This window comes from Sphingomonas sp. UNC305MFCol5.2 (assembly GCF_000712135.1).
Classification (GTDB): Bacteria; Pseudomonadota; Alphaproteobacteria; order Sphingomonadales; family Sphingomonadaceae; genus Sphingomonas.
Genome location: NZ_JOOE01000001.1, coordinates 1,175,376 through 1,194,382 on the forward strand (window position 1 = coordinate 1,175,376; position 19,007 = coordinate 1,194,382).

Sequence of the window (19,007 nt, forward strand, 5' to 3'; positions counted from 1 at the left end):
GAAGGGAGTCGCGCGGCCTTTTCGCGTCTTTTCGCACGTCCCGGCCCCGGGAAGGGGCAGCGATTTTACGGCTGACGAGGCACAAAACACCCATGGCTACCAAAGCAATCGAGGGCGGCACGATGAAGCGCCGCATCCGCAAGGTGTTCGGCGACATCCACGAAGTGGTGCAGATGCCGAACCTGATCGAGGTTCAGCGCGAATCCTACGAACAGTTCCTGCGGAGCGATCCCTCGATCGGCTACGTCTCGGGCCTCGAGAAGACCCTGCGCTCGGTATTCCCGATCCGCGACTTCGCCGGCACCGCCGAACTCGACTTCGTCAATTACGAGCTCGAGCACCCCAAGTTCGACGTCGAGGAATGCCGTCAGCGCGGCATCACGTACGCGGCGCCGATGCGCGTGACGCTGCGCCTGATCGTGTTCGAGGTGGATCCCGATACGGAAGCCCGCTCGGTCCTCGATATCAAGGAGCAGGACGTCTACATGGGCGACATGCCCCTGATGACGGGCAACGGCACCTTCTTCATCAACGGCACCGAGCGCGTCATCGTCTCGCAGATGCACCGTTCGCCGGGCGTTCTGTTCGATCATGACCGCGGCAAGACCCACGCCAGCGGCAAGTATCTCTTCGCCGCCCGCGTGATCCCGTATCGCGGCTCGTGGCTCGACTTCGAGTTCGACGCCAAGGACATCGTCAACGTCCGTATCGACCGCAAGCGCAAGCTGCCGGTCACGACGCTGCTGTACGCCCTCGGCCTGAACAGCGAGGACATCCTCAACCACTTCTACAACCGCGTGACCTATGTCCGCGGTCCGGGTGGCTGGCAGATCCCGTTCGCCGCCGAGAACTGGCGCGGCGCCAAGCCGATGTTCGACATCGTCGACGCCAAGTCGGGCGAAGTCGTGTTCGCCGCCGGGCAGAAGATCAGCCCGCGCGCCGCGAACAAGGCGGCCAAGGACGGCCTCGAGACTTTGCTGATCCCGACCGAGGAAATCTTCGGCCGCTATTCGGCCTATGACCTGATCAACGAGTCGACCGGCGAGATCTACATCGAGGCCGGCGACGAAGTGTCGGCCGAGAATCTCGAACTGCTCGACAAGGCGGGCATCGAGCGGCTCGAGCTGCTCGACATCGATCACATCTCGACGGGTCCGTGGATCCGCAACACGCTCAAGGTCGACAAGGCCGAGGAGCGCGAGCAGGCATTGAGCGACATCTACCGCGTCATGCGCCCCGGCGAGCCGCCGACGCTCGAGACCGCGGAATCGCTGTTCGCCGGCCTGTTCTTCGATCCGGAGCGCTACGACCTTTCGGCCGTCGGCCGCGTCAAGCTCAACATGCGCCTCGACCTCGATGCCGAGGACACCGTCACGACGCTCCGCACCGAGGACATCCTCGCGGTGGTCAAGACCCTGGTCGATCTCAAGGACGGCAAGGGCGAAGTCGACGACATCGACAATCTCGGCAATCGCCGCGTCCGTTCGGTGGGCGAGTTGCTCGAGAACCAGTATCGCGTCGGCCTGCTCCGCATGGAGCGCGCCGTTAAGGAGCGCATGAGCTCGGTCGACGTGTCGACCGTCATGCCGAACGACCTGATCAACGCGAAGCCGGCCGTCGCCGCGGTTCGCGAATTCTTCGGCTCGTCACAGCTCTCGCAGTTCATGGACCAGACCAACCCGCTCTCCGAAGTGACGCACAAGCGTCGCGTCTCGGCGCTCGGGCCGGGCGGTCTCACCCGTGAGCGCGCAGGCTTCGAAGTCCGCGACGTTCACCCGACCCATTATGGCCGCATCTGCCCGATCGAAACGCCGGAAGGCCCGAACATCGGTCTGATCAACTCGCTGGCGTCGTTCAGCCGCGTCAACAAGTACGGCTTCATCGAGACGCCCTATCGTCGCATCATCGACGGCAAGGTGACCAACGACGTCGTCTATCTGTCGGCGATGGAAGAGGCCAAGCACACGATCGCGCAGGCATCCGCCGAGCTCGACGGCGAAGGCCGCTTCACCGAGGAGCTGGTCTCGTCGCGTCAGGCAGGCGAGTTCCTGATGGCGCTGCCCGAGCAGATCACGCTGATGGACGTCAGCCCCAAGCAGCTCGTCTCGGTCGCCGCGTCGCTCATTCCGTTCCTGGAAAACGATGACGCCAACCGCGCGCTGATGGGCTCGAACATGCAGCGTCAGGCCGTGCCGCTGGTGAAGGCCGAAGCGCCTTTCGTCGGCACCGGCATGGAAGAGACCGTCGCGCGTGACTCGGGTGCCGCGATCGGCGCCAAGCGCTCGGGCATCGTCGACCAGGTCGACGCGACTCGTATCGTGATCCGCGCCTCGGGCGATGTCGAAGCCACCGCGAGCGGCGTCGACATCTACACGCTGATGAAGTTCCAGCGCTCGAACCAGTCGACCTGCATCAACCAGCGTCCGCTGGTGAAGGTGGGCGACGTGGTCAACGCCGGCGACATCATCGCCGACGGCCCGTCGACCGAGTTCGGCGAGCTCGCGCTCGGCCGCAACGCGCTCGTCGCGTTCATGCCGTGGAACGGCTACAACTACGAGGACTCGATCCTCATCAGCGAGCGGATCGTGAAGGACGACGTGTTCACGTCGATCCACATCGACGAGTTCGAAGTCATGGCCCGCGACACCAAGCTCGGGCCCGAGGACATCACGCGCGACATCCCGAACGTCGGCGAGGAAGCGCTGCGCAACCTCGACGAGGCGGGCATCGTGTACATCGGTGCGGAGGTTGAGCCGGGCGACATCCTCGTCGGCAAGATCACGCCGAAGGGCGAGAGCCCGATGACGCCGGAAGAGAAGCTCCTCCGCGCCATCTTCGGCGAAAAGGCCTCGGACGTGCGCGACACCTCGCTGCGCCTGCCCCCGGGCGTTGCCGGCACGATCGTCGACGTCCGCGTCTTCAATCGCCACGGCATCGACAAGGACGAGCGCGCGCTGGCGATCGAGCGCGAGGAGATCGAGCGCCTGAAGAAGGACTCGGACGACGAGCGCAACATCCTCAACCGCGCGACCTGGTCGCGCCTGAAGGAGATGCTCATCGGCCAGGTCGCGACCGCGGCGCCGAAGGGCCTCAAGAAGGGCTCGACCATCGACGCAGACCTGCTCGACAGCGTCGATCGTCACGAATGGTGGAAGTTCTCCGTCCAGGACGACGCGATGCAGTCGAACCTCGAAGCGGTGAAGGGCCAGTATGACGAGGCCGTGAAGCGCATCAAGGAGAAGTTCGAGGATCGCCGCGAGAAGCTCGAGCGCGGTGACGAGCTGCCGCCGGGCGTGCTCAAGATGGTCAAGGTGTTCGTCGCGGTGAAGCGCAAGCTGCAGCCGGGCGACAAGATGGCCGGCCGTCACGGCAACAAGGGCGTCATCTCGCGGATCCTTCCGCAGGAAGACATGCCGTTCCTCGAGGACGGTACCCCGGTCGATCTCGTGCTCAACCCGCTGGGCGTGCCTTCGCGCATGAACGTCGGTCAGATCTTCGAGACCCATCTCGGCTGGGCCGCGCGTCAGCTCGGCCAGCAGATCGGCGTCGCGCTCGAGGATTGGCGCCATGCCAATCCCGACGCAGTCGGCGGCGAGATGCCCGATGCGGTCAAGTCGCGCCTCAAGGAAGTCTATGGCGATCACTATGTCGCCGAGATCGAGGCACGCAGCGCCGATCAGATCGTCGAGCTGGCGACCAATTTGAAGCCGGGCGTGCCGATGGCGACTCCGGTGTTCGACGGCGCGCGTGAGGCCGACGTTTCCGACATGCTGAGCCTCGCCGGGCTCGACACGTCGGGCCAGTCGACCCTGCTCGACGGCCGCACCGGCGAGGCGTTCGACCGCAAGGTGACCGTGGGCATCATCTACATGCTCAAGCTCCACCACCTGGTCGACGACAAGATCCACGCGCGTTCGATCGGGCCCTACTCGCTCGTCACGCAGCAGCCGCTGGGCGGCAAGGCGCAGTTCGGCGGCCAGCGCTTCGGCGAAATGGAGGTCTGGGCACTGCAGGCGTACGGCGCAGCCTATACCCTGCAGGAGATGCTGACGGTGAAGTCCGACGACGTGGTCGGCCGCACCAAGGTCTACGAAGCGATCGTCAAGGGCGACGACACCTTCGAGGCCGGCATCCCCGAGAGCTTCAACGTGCTCGTCAAGGAAATGCGCTCGCTGGGCCTCAACGTCGAACTCAAGAACGACGAGCCGGGCTTCGACGCGGACGGCGTCCAGATCGCGGCGGAATGAAGGGAATGCAGGGTGTCAACTTCGGCTGACACCTTGTTCCCACTTTCCCTGAGAAATTGTCCTCCCATGAGGAAACAGAAATGAACGAACTGACCAACTTCGCAAACCCGGTGGCAAAGCCGGAAACCTTCGACCAGATTCAGATCGGCATCGCGTCCCCGGACCGCATCCGCTCCTGGTCGTTCGGCGAGATCAAGAAGCCCGAGACGATCAACTACCGCACGTTCAAGCCCGAGCGTGACGGCCTGTTCTGCGCGCGCATCTTCGGTCCGATCAAGGATTACGAGTGCCTGTGCGGCAAGTACAAGCGCATGAAGTACAAGGGCATCGTCTGCGAGAAGTGCGGCGTCGAGGTCACCGTCTCGAAGGTCCGCCGCGAGCGCATGGGCCATATCGAGCTCGCCGCCCCGGTCGCGCACATCTGGTTCCTGAAGTCGCTGCCGTCGCGCATCGGCCTGCTGCTCGACATGCAGCTCAAGCAGCTCGAGCGCGTGCTCTACTTCGAAGCCTATATCGTCATCGAGCCGGGCCTCACCCCGCTTGAGAAGTACCAGCTTCTCACCGAGGACGAACTGCTCGACGCGCAGGACGAATATGGCGAGGACGCCTTCTCGGCCGGCATCGGCGCCGAGGCCGTCAAGCAGATGCTGATGGACCTCGACCTCGAAGGCGAGCGCAAGGAGCTTCTCGACGAGCTCGCGGTCACCAAGTCCGAGCTCAAGCCCAAGAAGATCATCAAGCGCCTCAAGGTCGTCGAGAGCTTCATCGATTCGGGCAACCGCCCCGAGTGGATGATCCTCGACGTCGTTCCGGTCATCCCGCCCGAGTTGCGCCCGCTGGTGCCGCTGGACGGCGGCCGCTTCGCGACCTCGGATCTCAACGATCTGTATCGCCGCGTGATCAACCGCAATAACCGCCTCAAGCGGCTGATGGAGCTGCGCGCGCCGGACATCATCGTCCGCAACGAAAAGCGCATGCTACAGGAAGCCGTCGACGCGCTGTTCGACAATGGCCGCCGCGGCCGCACGATCACCGGCGCCAACAAGCGTCCGCTCAAGTCGCTGTCCGACATGCTCAAGGGCAAGCAGGGCCGCTTCCGTCAGAACCTTCTCGGCAAGCGCGTCGACTATTCGGGCCGCTCGGTCATCGTGACCGGGCCTGAGCTCAAATTGCACCAGTGCGGCCTGCCCAAGAAGATGGCGCTCGAGCTGTTCAAGCCGTTCATCTACGCCCGTCTGGACGCCAAGGGTCTCTCGATGACCCTGAAGCAGGCCAAGAAGTGGGTCGAGAAGGAGCGCAAGGAAGTCTGGGACATCCTGGACGAAGTGATCCGCGAGCACCCGGTTCTGCTGAACCGCGCGCCGACGCTTCACCGTCTGGGCATCCAGGCGTTCGAGCCGGTGCTGATCGAAGGCAAGGCGATCCAGCTCCACCCGTTGGTCTGCTCGGCGTTCAACGCCGACTTCGACGGTGACCAGATGGCCGTGCACGTCCCGCTGAGCCTCGAGGCCCAGCTGGAAGCGCGCGTCCTGATGATGTCGACCAACAACATCCTGTCGCCCGCGAACGGCAAGCCGATCATCGTGCCGTCGCAGGACATGGTGCTGGGTCTCTATTATCTGTCGATGCTCAAGGAAGGCGAGCCCGGCGAGGGCATGATCATCGGTGACATGTCGGAGGTCCACCAGGCGCTCAACGCCGGGGCGGTCACGCTGCACACCAAGATCATCAGCCGCGTGCCGCAGACCGACGAGGCCGGCAACCAGTACATGAAGCGCTTCGAGACGACACCGGGCCGCATGCTGCTCGGCGAGACGCTGCCGCAGTCGCACAAGGTGCCGTTCGAGACCGTCAACCGCCTCCTCACCAAGAAGGACGTGGGCGACGTGATCGACGAGGTCTATCGCCACACCGGCCAGAAGGAGACCGTGCTGTTCGCCGACGCGATCATGGCGCTCGGCTTCCGTCACGCGTTCAAGGCGGGCATTTCGTTCGGCAAGGACGACATGATCATCCCGGACGCGAAGGAAGGCCTGGTCGACGAGACCCGCGCGCTCGTGAAGGATTACGAGCAGCAATATCAGGACGGCCTGATCACGCAGCAGGAGAAGTACAACAAGGTGATCGACGCCTGGAGCCGCTGCGGCGATCAGGTGGCGAGCGCCATGATGGACGAGATCAAGGCAGTGAAGCGCGATCCGGCAACGGGCCGCGAGAAGGACATCAACTCGATCTACATGATGGCCCACTCGGGTGCCCGCGGTTCGCAGGCGCAGATCAAGCAGCTCGCCGGCATGCGCGGCCTGATGGCCAAGCCGTCGGGCGAGATCATCGAGACTCCGATCATCTCGAACTTCAAGGAAGGCCTGACCGTCCTCGAATATTTCAACTCGACCCACGGCGCCCGCAAGGGTCTCGCGGACACTGCGTTGAAGACCGCGAACTCGGGCTACCTCACGCGCCGCCTTGTCGACGTGTCGCAGGATTGCGTCGTCATGGAGGAGGATTGCGGCACCGAGCGCGCGCTCGAGATGCGCGCCATCGTCCAGGGCGGCTCGACCATCGCGTCGCTCGGCGAGCGCATCCTCGGCCGCACCACGGCTGAGGACGTGGTCGACGCCAAGACCAACGAAGTCATCATCCCGTCGGGCACTCTGCTCGACGAGGCGATGATCACGCAGATCGAAGCCATCGGCATCCAGGGGATGAAGATCCGCTCGCCGCTGGTCTGCGAAGCGCGCATCGGTGTCTGCGGCAAGTGCTACGGGCGCGATCTTGCCCGCGGTACCCCGGTGAACATCGGTGAAGCGGTCGGCGTCATTGCGGCGCAGTCGATCGGCGAGCCGGGCACCCAGCTGACGATGCGGACCTTCCACATCGGCGGCGCGGCGCAGCTCAACGAGCAGTCGAACCTCGAAGCGCCGGTCGACGGCACGATCGAGTATCGCGATCTGCGCATCATCGTCGATCAGCGTGGCCGCCGCGTGGTGCTCAGCCGTTCGGGCGAAATCGCGATCGTCGACATGGACGGCCGCGAGCTCGCGGTGCACCGCATCCCCTACGGCGCCTATGTGCTGATGGATGACGGCCACATCGTCTCTGCGGGCGACCGCATGGCGGAGTGGGATCCGTTCACCATGCCGGTGATCACCGAGAACCCCGGCACGGTGAAGTATGTCGACGTGATCGAAGGCAAGACGATGTCGGAGCAGGTCGACGAAGCGACGGGCATCGCCCAGCGCGTCATCACCGAGAACCGCGGCATCTCCGCCAAGAAGGAGGATCTGCGTCCGCGCCTCACCCTCACCGGCGAAAGCGCCGAGGAGGCCGGCCGTTACATGCTGGCGGCAGGCGCAGTGCTCTCGGTCGAGGACGGTGCACAGGTTCAGGGCGGCGACGTTCTGGCCCGTGTCAGCCGCGAGTCCGCCAAGACCCGCGACATCACCGGCGGTCTGCCGCGCGTCGCCGAGCTCTTCGAGGCGCGCAAGCCCAAAGAAAACGCGATCATCGCGAAGGTCTCGGGCCGCGTCGTGTTCGGCAAGGACTATAAGGCCAAGCGCAAGATCGGCATCCAGCCCGAGGACGGCGGCGAGGTCGTCGAGTATCTGGTTCCGAAGTCGAAGGTGATCGACGTCCAGGAAGGCGACTACGTCAAGCGTGGCGACAACCTGATCGGCGGCTCGCCCGATCCGCACGACATTCTCGAGGTGCTCGGCATCGAGCCGCTCGCGGAATATCTCGTGTCGGAAATCCAGGAAGTCTATCGACTCCAGGGCGTGAAGATCAACGACAAGCACATCGAGGTGATCGTTCGCCAGATGCTGCAGAAGGTCGAGATCACCGAGTCCGGCGACACCACCCTGTTGGTGGGCGAGCAGCTCGATCGCGACGAGATGGACGAGCAGAACGCCAAGCTCGAAAAGGGTCAGGCCCCCGCACAGGGCAAGCCGATCCTGCTCGGCATCACGAAGGCGTCGCTGCAGACTCGCAGCTTCATCTCGGCGGCGTCGTTCCAGGAGACCACCCGCGTCCTCACCGAAGCGGCGGTCCAGGGCAAGCAGGACACCCTGCTCGGCCTCAAGGAGAACGTGATCGTCGGTCGTCTCATCCCCGCCGGTACCGGCGCGGGCATGAACCGCCTGCGCGTGGCGGCCTCGTCGCGTGACGCGGCGCTTCGTGTGGCCCAGCGCCGCATGAACGAAGCGACGCTGATCGCGCCGAACAGCGCCGCGGAAGAGCATGCCGCCGAACTGGCCCGCTCGACCCGCGACGCCGGCGGCACCGGCGACGATGCGCTGGCGAGCGTGGTCCCCTCGGGCCACGGCACCGACGCGGACGCCGGGGAGTATCTGAACGAGAGCGAGTGATCGCTGAGGTTCAGCTGCTAAAGCACTGACAAGAAAAGCCGCCGTCCGGTCTCCCGGACGGCGGCTTTTTCTTTGGTCGACAATAAGGATCAGCTGGTTTTCGCAGCCTTTTCCTTCTCGTCCTTCTTGTCCCAGAGCTTCATTTTCTTCGCGCGGCCGCTGAAGGTCGTGCGGTCGGACGGTGACACCTGGGCACGCCCGGACATGATCCCCATGCCGATCGAGCAGCGGACGAAATAGGTTTCACCGTCTTCCAGCTCCATGTTGAGCCGGTCGGTCGCCTCGCCGGTGGTGTAATAGACATGTTTGCCGGGCTCGGCGGTGTGCACCCAATATTTGCCCGCGCCGAGCCGGGCGACCTCAACCTCATCGGCGCCCTCGCCTTCCCGGACGGTGCAGCCGAGCGCCATTCCCATCAGGCTGCCGGGGCGCCAGAACACGATCTGTGCCTTGCCCGTCGGCGCCTCGCCGATCGTACCGGATTTGGTGATGATCGCCGGAGCAGGTGCCGGGGGAGCGGGCGCAGCCGCTGGAATGGCCGCCGTTTCGACCGTAGGGGCTGCTTCCTGTGCGCTAGCCGGCATAGCGCATGCGATAGACGCCAGCAGCAGCGCCGATCCGACAAATATCCTCATTCCTACTCCCCTTCCGTTGAACCTCGTGATTGCGTCTCACCCGTCGGAGCCGCCTCGGGCGCCGTCGGGATTTCAATGTCGGTGGCGATGATCGCATTGGCGCGGGCCCCCGCCTCGATCGTCTTCTCGCCTCCGCGCATGAGAAATCCAGAAAACGGGATCACCATGCTGACCCCCAGTGCGCCGTCGCGCCGATCGGTACCGATGCCCAGCCCTCCCATGCGGAAGCGGCGCAGCGGGATCCGAACGCCCCGATGCTCGAGATAGCGAACCGTCACGATCAGCTCGCCCGCCTTCCCCGCGCCGCCGGCCTTGGCGGCATGAACGATCTGGCCTTCGCCGATGGTGCCGGCCGGAACGGCGATCGCCCCATTGATCAGGATCGGTGCAGTCAGACGGATCGGAAACATGTCGTCGATCTTGCTGGTCTTCGAGTTCAAAGCGCCGGCGAATTCGAATTCCACCGGCGTCAACGCTGGCAAGCGAACGACGCCGGCGACGGCAGCTTCGCCGACTTGCGGCGCCGACACCTGCGCGGCGGTACCGTCGACCGACACGGAAATCACGGCCGCGTACGCAGCCATTCTTGACAGATAGATCACGGAGCCCCCCGGCATTTAGCCAAAGCTAGGCCAACCTTTGTTCAGGCTGCAAGGAGTTTTCGGCACGACTCCTCACACCGCATGGTGCGATGGCACTTGCCGAAATCGCCGATGTCGTGGAGGCACCGCCGGTCGAGCACCACCGGCGCGTTCGAGGACAGTGTGTCGAGGTCACATCGCGACAGGATTGGGGTTCTGAGACATGCGTCCATCGGACCTTCGGCCCTAAAACACGCCCAGTTCCTCGCGGCCGCGCAGGTGCAGATAGCGTTGGTTGAAATCGCCCACTTCGCGCAGCCGTCGCCAATCGGGAAAGCCGATGTTGCGGCGGTTGCGCACGATCAGCCCTTCCGACTCCAGCACCTTGAGCACGCGATTGACGTGCACCGAGGTCAGGCCCGTGGCATCGGCGAGTTGTTCCTGCGTCATCGGCAGTTCGTAACCATGGTCCGGCCGCGCCGCGCCCTGCGCTTCCAGCCGCAGCGCGAACTCGCAGAGCAAATGCGCCAGCCGACTGCGTGAATCGCGGCGGCCGACATTGAGAACCCATTCGCGGAAGATCGACATCTCGATCAAAGTCGTCACCTGGATCGCCCTGCCGATATTGGGCCGCTCCAGCGCGATCTGCTGGAACGCAGTGATGGGAACCTCGGCGATCTTGGCGCGGGTGAGCATCTGGACGTTGTGGTCCGAGACGTCGAGGAACAGGTTCTGGAAGTCGAGCGCCTCGCCGGGAATGTGCAGTCCGATGATCTGGCGCGCGCCGTCGCCGGTGGTCTTCTGGCGGAAAGCGTAGCCCGAAATCAGCACGCCGCATATCCGCGGCTTGTCGCCCTCACGCACGGTATAGGTCGCCGGATCGAGCCATCGCAGCTTGTACGGAAGCGTCAGCAGCGCCTCGCGGTCTTCGCGCGTCAGCGAATGATTACGGTCGAGCCTCCGGGTCAGCGGACTGAACGGATGGTCGGCATCTGCCATTTCAACCTACTCCCGCTAACCTGGGCGGGAGCACAAAACCTCTCTCAGTCGCCAATGGCCGAGATATCGTATGGCGATTGCACCACAATACCATATGCCGCGCCGCATAACCAACAAATGTTGTTATTTATGGAACTAGCGTGGATTAATATACGTAATTGAAGCGGGTTGGGCTCGCCGAGCTTCAGGGACCGGGTTCGGCGGCTGAGAGATTTGCACGCTCGACCCTGCGGAGCGCGGTCATGCCGCTTTATTATTTCCATTTGCGTGACGGTACGGACGTCCTGCTCGACCCCGAAGGGCGCGAACTCGAAGGCCATGACGCGATCGTCGCCACGACGCTCGCGGAAGCCCGGGACATGCTCAGTGCCGAGGCCCGCACCGGCCGGCTCTGCCTCGACCAGGTGATCGATGTCGAGGATCAGTCCGGTATCGTCGTCCACCAGCTCGCCTTCGCCGATGCGCTGACGATCATCTGGCCGACGCCCCTGCCCCGCTAGCCAAGCGACCGCTCGCGCCCTATCTCCCACGCATGGCAACCGAACTCTACGACCTCACGATCCCCGTCCTCCTCCGCGGCTTCAAGGCGATGGCCGCATTCCTCGAAAAGGCCCGCGCATATGCCGACGAACACGGCATCGCGCATGACGAATTTCTGACCGCGCGGCTCTATGACGACATGGCGCCGCTGACCGGGCAGATCCAGCGCGCCAGCGACACGGCCAAGTTCGCCGTCTCGCGCCTCTCCGGGATCCAGCCGCCGGCGATGCCCGATACCGAGGCGAGCTTCGAAGAACTCCAGGCACGGATCGCGGCGACCGTCGCGTTCCTGAACTCGGTCCCCCGGGAGGCAATCGACGGGCGGGAGGATGCGGATGTCGAATTGAAGACCCCGTCGTTCAGCGTCCAATTCAAGGGCCGCGGTTATCTGCTCGGATTCGCGCTGCCCAATTTCTATTTCCACGTCACCACCGCCTACGGCATCCTCCGCCACATGGGCGTGCCGCTCGGCAAGATGGACTATATCGGCGGCATGGGTTGAGCCGGATCGCAGTCATCGGCGCCGGCGCGATCGGCGGCACGCTCGCCGCCTGGCTGGCGCAGACCCACGCGGTGACGGTCTGTGCCCGCAGCGGGCTCGGCGATCTGGAGATCGAAACGCCCAAGGGCATCCTGCGCGCCGCCCCGCGCATCCTCACCGATCCCGCCCGCGCCGAACCCGTCGACTGGGTGCTCTCGACCACCAAGACCTATGACTGCGCCGCCGCCGCGGCCTGGCTGCCCGGCCTGATGGCTCCGGACACGCGGCTCGCGGTGATCCAGAACGGCGTCGAGCAGCGCGAGCGCTTCCCGATGATCCCACCCGAACGCATCGTGCCGGTGATCATCGATCTCCCCGCCGAGCGCACCGCGCCCGGCCGCATCGTCCAGCGCCGCGAAGGCACCATCCTCGTTCCCGAAGGCGATGCGGGCGATGCATTCACCGCGTTGTTCGCCGAAACGGTGGTCGACGCCGCCACCACGCCCGATTTCACCACCGCCGCATGGCGCAAGCTCGCGATCAACTGCTCGGGGATCGTCAGCGCGATCACCCGCCGCGCGGCCGAGGTTGCGAACGACGAGGGTGTCGCGGAAGTGATGCGCGGGCTCGTCCGCGAATGCATCGCGGTCGGCCGCGCCGAGGGCGCGACCCTGCCCGACAAGCTCGCCGATCAGGTCGTCGAATGGACCCGGAAAGCGCACCCGGACTCAGTCAATTCGCTCCACGCCGATTTCGTCGCCGGCCGCCCGATGGAGCTCGACGCCCGCAACGGCGTGATCGTCCGGCTCGGGGAAAAGCACGGGATCCCGACGCCGTTGAACCGGGCGCTGGCGGCGTTGGTGGGGGCTTCCTCCCTCTGACTCCCCTCCCTGCAAGGGAGGGGAATTCACTAGATCTCCACGATCCTGTTCCCCAGCCGCTCGGCCTCGGCGCGGTCGTGGGTGACCATCAGGATCGGCAGCCCCAGTGCGTCGCGCAGCCGCTCGATCAGGCCCATGATCTCCTCGCGCCGCGCGCGGTCGAGTGACGACAAGGGCTCGTCGAGCAGCAGGAAACGCGGGTTCGAGAGCAGCGCACGCCCGATCGCCACGCGCCGCGCCTCGCCGCCCGAAAGCGTACGCGGCCAGCGGTCGAGCAGCGCCGCGAGCCCGAGCAGTGCGATCGTATCGTCGACATCGACTGCGCCCGCCCCCTGTCGCCAGCCATAGAGCAGGTTCGCCCGTACGCGCTTGTGCGGGAACAACCGCGGCTCCTGGAACACATAGCCCGCGCGCCGCTGCTCGGGGGGCAGATCGAAATCCGGTATCCAGGGATCGTCGCTCGCCTCGAACAGTGTCTCGCCCTCGACGCGAACATGCCCCCAGCCCGGCGTCAACAGCCCTGCCACCATGTTGAGCACGCTGGTCTTGCCCGCGCCCGAGGGGCCGAACAGCACGGTCAGCCCATCGCCGCCTTCGACGCGGCAGGTGATCGTGGCGTCGCCGAGTTGCAGCCCGACATCGATATCAAAGGACATGCAGCCCCCGCCCCGCGCGCCGCGCGATCAGTTCGGAGGCAACCAAGGCCGCCAGCGAGAGCAAAACCGAAATCCCCGCCAGCCGCAGCACCAAAGCCTCGCCGCCGGGAGTCTGCAACGCGGCATAGATCGCCAGCGGCAGCGTCTGGGTCTCGCCGGGGACGTTGGAGACGAAGGTGATCGTCGCGCCGAACTCGCCCAATGCGCGTGCGAAGCCGAGCACCACGCCGGCGATCACCCCGGGGAGGCTGAGCGGCACCGTCACCGTCGCGAACGTCCGCCAGCGTCCCGCGCCCAAGGTCCGCGCCGCCTGTTCGAGCCGCCGGTCGACGCCCTCGATCGACAGCCGGATCGCGCGCACCATCAGCGGCAGCGCCATCACGCCTGCCGCGACCGCCGCACCGGTCCAGCGGAAAAGCACGCTCACCCCGAACCAGCTTTCGAGCCACGCGCCGATCGGCCCGGCTGGAGCGAAGGCGAGCAGCAACAGCCAGCCGGTCACCACCGGCGGCACCACCAGCGGCAAGTGCACCAGCGCATCGACCAGCACGCGTCCCGGAAACCGCACCCGCGCGAGCAGCCAGGCCAGTGCGAACGCCAGCGGCAGGCTGACGAGTACCGCCACGCCGCCCACCTTGAGCGACAAAGCGACGATGCCCAATTCCTCGGGCGTCAGCATCTCACGCCGCCGTGAACCCGAAGCGCGCGAAGATCGCCTTGCCGGCGCCCGAGAGCAGGAAGCGGCGAAAGCCCTCGGCGTCCGCACTGGTCGAGGCTTTGAGCCGTGCCAGCGGATAAAGGATCGGCAGATGGCTGTTCATGGGGAGCATCCGAACCGCGCGCACCTGCCGAGAGGCGCGCGCGTCGGTGGCATAGACCACGCCCCATTCGGCCGCGCCGCGCTCGACCAGTGCCAGCGCCGCACGGACATTCTCGGCCCGCACCACGCGCGGCGCGATCCCGCCCCACAGCTTGAGCCGCGTCAGCGAAGCCTGTGCATAGCGCCCTGCCGGCACCGATCCGGGATCGGCCAATGCGACGCGTCCGCTCGCCAGCAGGCGCCCGAGCGGGACATTGGCGCTCGTCGGTCGTGCGCTCGCGGGCTGCACCACCACCAGCCGGTTGCCGACCAGATTGGCGCGCGTTCCCGGTACGATCAGCCCGCGCCGCTGGACATCGTCCATCCATGGCTCGTCCGCCGAGACGAACAGGTCCGCCGCCGCGCCGGCCGCGACTTGCCGCGCCAGCGCCGACGAGGCCGCGAATGACAGCACCGGCCGCGCATGCCCCAGCCGCGCCCAGGCGTCCGCCGCGGCGTTCATCGATTCCTGCAGGCTCGCCGCCGCGAGCACCAGCGGCCCGCGCTGCACGGCGAAAGCACGCGGGGCCACCGCGATCGTCACAACCATGCCGGTCAGGAATTCGCGCCGATCGATCAATTCCGTCTCCTCGATGCCGCCGCTATGAAGCAGGTCGCGGGTAGAGGGCAAGAATTCCGGCCTTCCTGCTGATCGCAACCGGCGCGGTAATAGATTCAATGTCCGTCCTCGGCACGTTAGCTGCCGTAGCTCGGCACTGTGAACGAAGGGCAGCTTCCAGGCATCCCGGCGAACGCCGCAGCCGCCAATGTTGTCGCCGTTCGATCCGCCATGCTAGGCCAAAGGCGTCTTGGGCGAGGAGGGGTTATGAGCAGGAAGGCGAGACTGATCCTGGTTATGGTGATCATCGAAGCGGGCTTGGCAGGCTTATGGTGGTATCTCGCCCGTTACGGCATGACCAATCCCGGTCGCGTCACACCGGATTTCCAGGCGGTCCTCGGCCAGACAATGGGAATGGCCATGGGAGGCCTGCTGGGGGTCGGGATCATGTTGTTTTTCATCGCGGCCCGCAACGATCGCAAGGCAGCGCAGAATAAGCCGCAAGGTTAGAGCCGTTCGCCAACGCACGGCAAAAACGACCGATCTCGGAGCGATGGCAGGCGTCCTTACCTAAGATCTGAACCGCCTCCCTCGGCCCCGCCCGTCAGCGCCGCGAAAGCCCGCGTTTCACGGCGCGCATGCCGCCGATCATCTGGCTGGCGATGAGGTCCGCGGCCTGGCCGAGCGGCAGCGATTGGCTGCCCAGCGTATTGTGAAGCAGCAGCGATCCCGAGCGCACGCCGGCGCGGCACACGCGCCACCAGAGCTGCGAGATCTCGCGATCGACGGCCGCGAAATCCTCGCCCGGATACGCGGCCGCAAACGCTGTGCGGAGCATGCCGATGCCCGCGAACAACCGATTGAGCGTCTCGGCATCGGGAACCGGCTCGCGCGCCATGACGTGGCGCACCAGCAGCCCGGCAATATCCGGGGCAGCATCGCCCAGCAACGCCGCGTGCCGCTCGCGCAGCAGCAATTCGGCGTGCGCGCGCATCGTGCAGTTGAACACGTTCGAAGCGCCGCCGGCATGGCAGCGATAGAGCATCAGCACCTCGTCGATCTGTGCCAGCCGCCCGAAGGGGCGCAGTCGTTGGTACAGGTCGAAATCCTCGACATAGCGCATCTCGGGCCGCTCGAACGGATCGAGCCGGCGCGCGGCATCGGCGTGGAACATCACCGAGGACCAGGCGATCGGGTTCTGCACGAGCATCAGCCAGTCGATCAGCACCGGAGTCAGCGGCCGCGGCCAGTTGCCGGGGAGGCGCCTGCCCTCGACGAGGAAATCAGTGGCGCAGCTCACCAGCGAGACGTCGGGGTGCGCGTCGAGGAACGTCACTTGCCGCGCGAACCGTTCGGGCAGGCTGATATCATCCTGATCGAGCCCCGCGACATAGCGTCCGCGCGCTTCGGCGAAGGCCCGGTTGCGCGCCACCACCGGCCCGCCATTGGCCTCCGAACGGATCACGCGCACGCGAGGATCGCCCAGCCGCTCCAGCACCGCGATGCTGTCGTCCTTCGAGCAATCGTCGACCGCGACCAATTCCCAATCGCCGAATGTCTGCGCCCGGAGACTGGCCAGCGTCTCGGGCAGCAGGGCCGCGCCGTTGTAAACCGCCATGATGACCGAGACGATGGGCGTCCCGTTCATGCGACCGCCTGCGCCTGGCTGTCTAGCAACTGGTCGACGATCATCTGGCCGATATCGTTCTGCCACAGCCACAGGCCGTTGGCCTTGCCGCTGAAGCTCGCCTCGCCGCCGAGCCGCCCGTCGGGCACATGCCCCGAAGCGAGGCCGATCCCGAACACGCCCGGCACCGGCCGTCCCTCGGCGTCGATCACCCGGCATTGCTGGTCGACCAGCCGGGGCCGCCCCGGCGCGTCGGCGGCGAGCGCGATCCGGTTGCCCTCCTGGTCGAACAAGGGCAAAGCGCGCGGGCGATAGCCGAGTGCGCCGATCACCACGTTCGCGCCTTCGATCTCCGCGCGCACCGCCGCATCGTCGATCTCGCCGATCCGCCTGAGCGCCATCCGCGGATCCGGCGCGCGCCCGCCGACGCCGAGCATCCGCAGCACCAGTTCGCGCGCCTCGAGCCGGAAGCCCGCCAGTCGGTAGACGAACCCGCTCACCGGGCAGATGTCCTGTGGCCCGAAATCGGTGAAACCGTCGGCATGCGCCTCTTCCGCCGAACGGTAAAAGGGCCGCAGTGGCCGGCGATGATAGAGTGCGAGCGCGCCCGCGCCGAGCGGCAGTGCCGGCGCCGCCTTGAGGATCAGCGCCGCCGCGGCGAGCGCGCTGGTCGATCCGCCGACGATGGCGATGCGCGGGGCCGGCGTTCCGGCGATCCGCGCGCGCAACGCGTCGAGCCCGCCGATCCGCAGGAATTCGTCGCCTGCCATCAGCCGCTCGCCGGCCAGCGCACCCAGCGCCACCCCGGCAACCTGTTCGGCCTCGACATGCGCGCGCGCCTGATAGCCGCCGGTCGCGATGACCAGTTTCTCGGCGCGCATCACCCGCACTTCGCCAGTGACGCGGTTGCGCACGCGCGCTGCCCAGACACCATCCGCAATGCGCCGTGCCTCCACTACGTCGCTGCGCGTCACCACCGTGCCGCCCTGCTCCGCGACGATCATGCCCAGCTGCGCGCCGGTCGCCTCGAGGAACGGCGTGGCCCGTGCCAGCGGCACACCCAGTTTGCCGGCATGCATCGCGACTTCCTGTCCCGACGAATGCGTCTCGAGCGCGGCGATGCCGTCATGCGCATTGTCCTTCACTGCGGTGAGGAAGGTCTCGGCGGTGCTGTCCGAAGTGATCGCATAGGTGCCGATCTCGCCGCGCCCGAGCACGGCGTCACGCTCGACCACCGCGAGTCCCGCATTGGCCAGCCGCACCAGCGCGTCGCTCTTGCTCGCCGCGGTGAGCAAGGCGGTGCCGGCGGGGCCGCCGCCGACGATCAGTGCCGCATGGACGTGTGCGCCGCGCCGCTCGGCACCCGGCAGGCTCTTGAGCCCCGATGCCGCGCACGCGTCGATCAGCGCGGCGCAGACCCGCTCGACATCGGCCTCGGTCATCCCGTCGGTCACCGGCAGCGACAGCACCCGCGCGCCGACATCGTCGCACACCGGCAGCGGCTCGCTGACGCCATGCGCGCGGAACCAGGGCTGCTCGCCCAGATGCGGACTGAAATAGCTGGCCGCGCCGATCCCCTGTTCGGCCAGCGTCTCGATGATCGCGCGGCGGTGCCCGGCAAAGGCGCGCGGCAGCAGCAGCGACTGAAATTGCAGCGCCGGCCGCGATCCGCGCAGTTCCTGGAACTCGAACCCCTTCTCGGCGGCGAACCCGCCCAGCGCCGCGCGATACACGGCGTCGAGCTTCATCCGGTGCGCCGCCACGCCCTCGATCTCGTCGAGCCTGGCGCGCGCCACCAGCCCGAGCACTTCGGGCAATTTGGCGTTGAACCCCGGCCCCTCGGCCGAGCGCCCGCCGGCAAAACCGAAATTGCTCATCCGCCGCAGCGCCTCGATCAGCGCGGCATCGCCCGAATGGACCAGCCCGCCCTCGGCCGTCGCGAACACCTTGGTCGCGTGCATCGAATAGACCATTGCGAAGGGCGCCCCCGCCCCGAACTGCCTGCCCTCGGCATCCAGCGCGCCCAGCGATGCGGCGGCGTCGATCACTACGCCGACACCGCGTTCGGCATAGCCGCGGTAGCGCGCCAGATCGATCCCCGCGCCGAAGGTGGCATAGGGCACCACCGCCGCGATGCGATCGCCATATTTCTCGAACGCCCGCGCCTCCGCCTCGGCGCTCGCCGCCCAATCCTCGGGGTCGACGTCGCACAGCAAAGGCGTCAGTCCCGCCCATTCCGCCGCATGCGCGGTCGCCGCGAAGGTGAAGGCGGGAATCAGCGCGAAATTGCCCTTGCCCGCGCGCGGACCCGCGGCGTGTCGAATCGCCAGCATCAGTCCCACAGTCGCATTGCTCACTGCGAGGCAGTCCCCCGCGCCGTCGAACAATCGCGCAGTCGCCGCGGCCTCGAACCCGCGCACCACCGGCCCGCCGTTCGAATAGATTCCGCGCGCCTCGATCTCCGCGAGCGCATCGGCCATCCCGCTCAATTTCGGCGGTCGCGGCGCGATCAGCGGCAGCCGATCCATAATCTTCCCCCAGCTCCAGTCCCGCCGGACGTGCCGGCACTTGTCGG

At 66.3% G+C, this 19,007-nt stretch carries 14 protein-coding genes; 6 read left to right on the forward strand and 8 right to left on the reverse strand.

Translation table 11 applies throughout. The annotated features are described in order from the left end of the window. The first annotated feature begins 92 nt into the window (after positions 1–92). Entirely contained in the window at positions 93–4,247 is a 4,155-nt protein-coding gene (gene rpoB / locus BR78_RS0105710; protein WP_029935576.1) for a DNA-directed RNA polymerase subunit beta, read from the forward strand. 80 nt (positions 4,248–4,327) lie between these two features. Continuing rightward, a complete protein-coding gene (gene rpoC, locus BR78_RS0105715) occupies positions 4,328–8,614 on the forward strand; it encodes a DNA-directed RNA polymerase subunit beta' (protein WP_029935578.1) in 4,287 nt (1,428 codons plus the stop codon). 89 nt (positions 8,615–8,703) lie between these two features. On the opposite strand, the gene BR78_RS0105720 is transcribed toward rpoC, so the two are convergent. The 3 genes from BR78_RS0105720 to BR78_RS0105730 all read right to left on the reverse strand — a co-directional run bounded on the left by BR78_RS0105720 (position 8,704) and on the right by BR78_RS0105730 (position 10,829). Further along, positions 8,704–9,198 (reverse strand): DUF2846 domain-containing protein, encoded by a 495-nt coding sequence (locus BR78_RS0105720; RefSeq protein ID WP_231478167.1) that lies wholly within the window; start codon positions 9,196–9,198, stop codon positions 8,704–8,706. 53 nt (positions 9,199–9,251) lie between these two features. Further along, positions 9,252–9,833 (reverse strand): hypothetical protein, encoded by a 582-nt coding sequence (locus tag BR78_RS0105725; RefSeq protein WP_029935582.1) that lies wholly within the window; start codon positions 9,831–9,833, stop codon positions 9,252–9,254. 243 nt (positions 9,834–10,076) lie between these two features. Then, complete coding sequence (locus BR78_RS0105730) at positions 10,077–10,829, reverse strand: Crp/Fnr family transcriptional regulator (protein WP_029935584.1); 753 nt, start codon at positions 10,827–10,829, stop codon at positions 10,077–10,079. Between the two features lie 242 nt (positions 10,830–11,071). On the opposite strand from BR78_RS0105730, the gene BR78_RS0105735 reads away from it, so the two are divergent. From BR78_RS0105735 to BR78_RS0105745, 3 genes are read left to right on the forward strand one after another with little or no spacing between them, the layout of a single operon-like run. Then, complete coding sequence (locus BR78_RS0105735) at positions 11,072–11,329, forward strand: DUF6894 family protein (RefSeq protein ID WP_029935586.1); 258 nt, start codon at positions 11,072–11,074, stop codon at positions 11,327–11,329. 32 nt (positions 11,330–11,361) lie between these two features. Beyond that, complete coding sequence (locus BR78_RS0105740; protein ID WP_029935588.1) at positions 11,362–11,871, forward strand: DUF1993 domain-containing protein; 510 nt, start codon at positions 11,362–11,364, stop codon at positions 11,869–11,871. Further along, positions 11,868–12,731: a 2-dehydropantoate 2-reductase gene (locus BR78_RS0105745; protein ID WP_029935589.1), complete on the forward strand. Its 864-nt coding sequence runs from the start codon at positions 11,868–11,870 to the stop codon at positions 12,729–12,731. The genes BR78_RS0105740 and BR78_RS0105745 overlap by 4 nt, the downstream gene beginning before the upstream one ends. A 29-nt stretch (positions 12,732–12,760) precedes the next feature. On the opposite strand, the gene BR78_RS0105750 is transcribed toward BR78_RS0105745, so the two are convergent. Genes BR78_RS0105750 through modA form a run of 3 tightly spaced genes read right to left on the reverse strand, consistent with a single transcriptional unit; the run spans position 12,761 to position 14,796 of the window. After that, positions 12,761–13,387, reverse strand: coding sequence for an ATP-binding cassette domain-containing protein (locus tag BR78_RS0105750; RefSeq protein WP_029935591.1), 627 nt, complete (start codon positions 13,385–13,387; stop codon positions 12,761–12,763). Further along, the gene (modB, locus tag BR78_RS0105755) at positions 13,377–14,066 is read right to left on the reverse strand and encodes a molybdate ABC transporter permease subunit (protein WP_029935592.1); all 690 of its coding nucleotides are present in this window, start codon (positions 14,064–14,066) and stop codon (positions 13,377–13,379) included. Before modB ends, BR78_RS0105750 begins: the two co-directional genes overlap by 11 nt. Before the next feature lies 1 nt (position 14,067). Then, complete coding sequence (gene modA, locus BR78_RS0105760) at positions 14,068–14,796, reverse strand: molybdate ABC transporter substrate-binding protein (RefSeq protein ID WP_029935594.1); 729 nt, start codon at positions 14,794–14,796, stop codon at positions 14,068–14,070. Between the two features lie 276 nt (positions 14,797–15,072). Between modA and BR78_RS0105765 the strand changes: the two genes are divergently transcribed. Beyond that, positions 15,073–15,315 carry a hypothetical protein gene (locus tag BR78_RS0105765; RefSeq protein ID WP_029935596.1) on the forward strand — a complete coding sequence of 81 codons (243 nt, stop codon included), beginning with the start codon at positions 15,073–15,075 and terminating at the stop codon, positions 15,313–15,315. A 94-nt stretch (positions 15,316–15,409) separates the two neighbouring features. On the opposite strand, the gene BR78_RS0105770 is transcribed toward BR78_RS0105765, so the two are convergent. Beyond that, the gene (locus BR78_RS0105770) at positions 15,410–16,453 is read right to left on the reverse strand and encodes a glycosyltransferase family 2 protein (protein WP_029935598.1); all 1,044 of its coding nucleotides are present in this window, start codon (positions 16,451–16,453) and stop codon (positions 15,410–15,412) included. Then, a complete protein-coding gene (locus BR78_RS0105775; protein WP_029935599.1) occupies positions 16,450–18,960 on the reverse strand; it encodes a DegT/DnrJ/EryC1/StrS family aminotransferase in 2,511 nt (836 codons plus the stop codon). Before BR78_RS0105775 ends, BR78_RS0105770 begins: the two co-directional genes overlap by 4 nt. Positions 18,961–19,007: the final 47 nt, after the last annotated feature.

Coding starts and splice junctions, on each gene's coding strand:
- rpoB (WP_029935576.1), top strand. CDS start 93: ATGGCTACCAAAGCAATCGAGGGCGGCACGATGAAGCGCCGCATCCGC.
- BR78_RS0105735 (WP_029935586.1), top strand. CDS start 11,072: ATGCCGCTTTATTATTTCCATTTGCGTGACGGTACGGACGTCCTGCTC.
- BR78_RS0105765 (WP_029935596.1), top strand. CDS start 15,073: ATGAGCAGGAAGGCGAGACTGATCCTGGTTATGGTGATCATCGAAGCG.
- modA (WP_029935594.1), bottom strand. CDS start 14,796: ATGGTTGTGACGATCGCGGTGGCCCCGCGTGCTTTCGCCGTGCAGCGC.
- rpoC (WP_029935578.1), top strand. CDS start 4,328: ATGAACGAACTGACCAACTTCGCAAACCCGGTGGCAAAGCCGGAAACC.
- BR78_RS0105770 (WP_029935598.1), bottom strand. CDS start 16,453: ATGAACGGGACGCCCATCGTCTCGGTCATCATGGCGGTTTACAACGGC.
- BR78_RS0105775 (WP_029935599.1), bottom strand. CDS start 18,960: ATGGATCGGCTGCCGCTGATCGCGCCGCGACCGCCGAAATTGAGCGGG.
- BR78_RS0105730 (WP_029935584.1), bottom strand. CDS start 10,829: ATGGCAGATGCCGACCATCCGTTCAGTCCGCTGACCCGGAGGCTCGAC.
- BR78_RS0105740 (WP_029935588.1), top strand. CDS start 11,362: ATGGCAACCGAACTCTACGACCTCACGATCCCCGTCCTCCTCCGCGGC.
- BR78_RS0105720 (WP_231478167.1), bottom strand. CDS start 9,198: ATGCCGGCTAGCGCACAGGAAGCAGCCCCTACGGTCGAAACGGCGGCC.
- BR78_RS0105750 (WP_029935591.1), bottom strand. CDS start 13,387: ATGTCCTTTGATATCGATGTCGGGCTGCAACTCGGCGACGCCACGATC.
- modB (WP_029935592.1), bottom strand. CDS start 14,066: ATGCTGACGCCCGAGGAATTGGGCATCGTCGCTTTGTCGCTCAAGGTG.
- BR78_RS0105725 (WP_029935582.1), bottom strand. CDS start 9,833: ATGGCTGCGTACGCGGCCGTGATTTCCGTGTCGGTCGACGGTACCGCC.